At 66.1% G+C, this 740-nt stretch carries 1 protein-coding gene; it reads left to right on the forward strand.

Annotation, left to right across the window (positions count from 1 at the left end; translation table 11 throughout):
• Positions 1 to 740, forward strand: a 740-nt coding sequence (locus ABD817_RS39430) for an ABC transporter permease (protein ID WP_344923573.1), incomplete at both ends; no start/stop codon positions are given.

Raw genomic sequence — 740 nt, forward strand, 5'->3', positions numbered from 1 at the left:
GACGTTCGTGATCATCGGTGGGGGTATCGACCTGTCGGTGGGCGCGATCATGGCGTTGGCGTCGGTGTGGGCGACCACGCTGGCCACCCAGTCCTACGGCCCGTTCGTGATGATCGTGTGCGCGGTGCTGGTGGGGACCGGTGCGGGCCTGGTCAACGGGTTGCTGATCTCGTACGGGCGGATGGTGCCGTTCATCGCCACGTTGGCGATGCTGGTGGCCGCCCGGGGATTGGCGCAGCGGATGTCGGACCGGCGGACCCAGCTGGTGCAGCAGGGCAACGAGATGATCGTGGAGTTGTCGACCAGCCGGGTGCTGGGCATTCCGGTGCTGGTCTACATCTTCGTGCTGGTGGTGGCGGCCGGGTGGGTGCTGTTGAACCGCACCACGTTCGGGCGGCGCACCTACGCGGTGGGCGGTAACCCCGAGGCGGCGCGGCTGGCCGGTATCGACGTGCGTCGTCACACCGTGATGTTGTACGCGCTGTCGGGGTTGTGCTGCGGTATCGCGGCGGTGTTGATTATGGCCAGGACGACGACGGGTTCCTCCACCCATGGGGATCTGTACGAGCTGGACGCGATCGCCGCGGTCATCATCGGCGGCACGCTGCTGACCGGGGGCCGGGGATCGATCATCGGGTCGATCCTGGGTCTGCTGATCTTCACCGTGATCACGAACCTGTTCATTCTCAACGGGCTCAACACCAGCGACCAGCTGGTGGCCAAGGGCCTGATCATCGTGG

Origin of the sequence: Streptosporangium oxazolinicum, from assembly GCF_039537505.1 — a bacterium.
Lineage (GTDB): Bacteria > Actinomycetota > Actinomycetes > Streptosporangiales > Streptosporangiaceae > Streptosporangium > Streptosporangium oxazolinicum.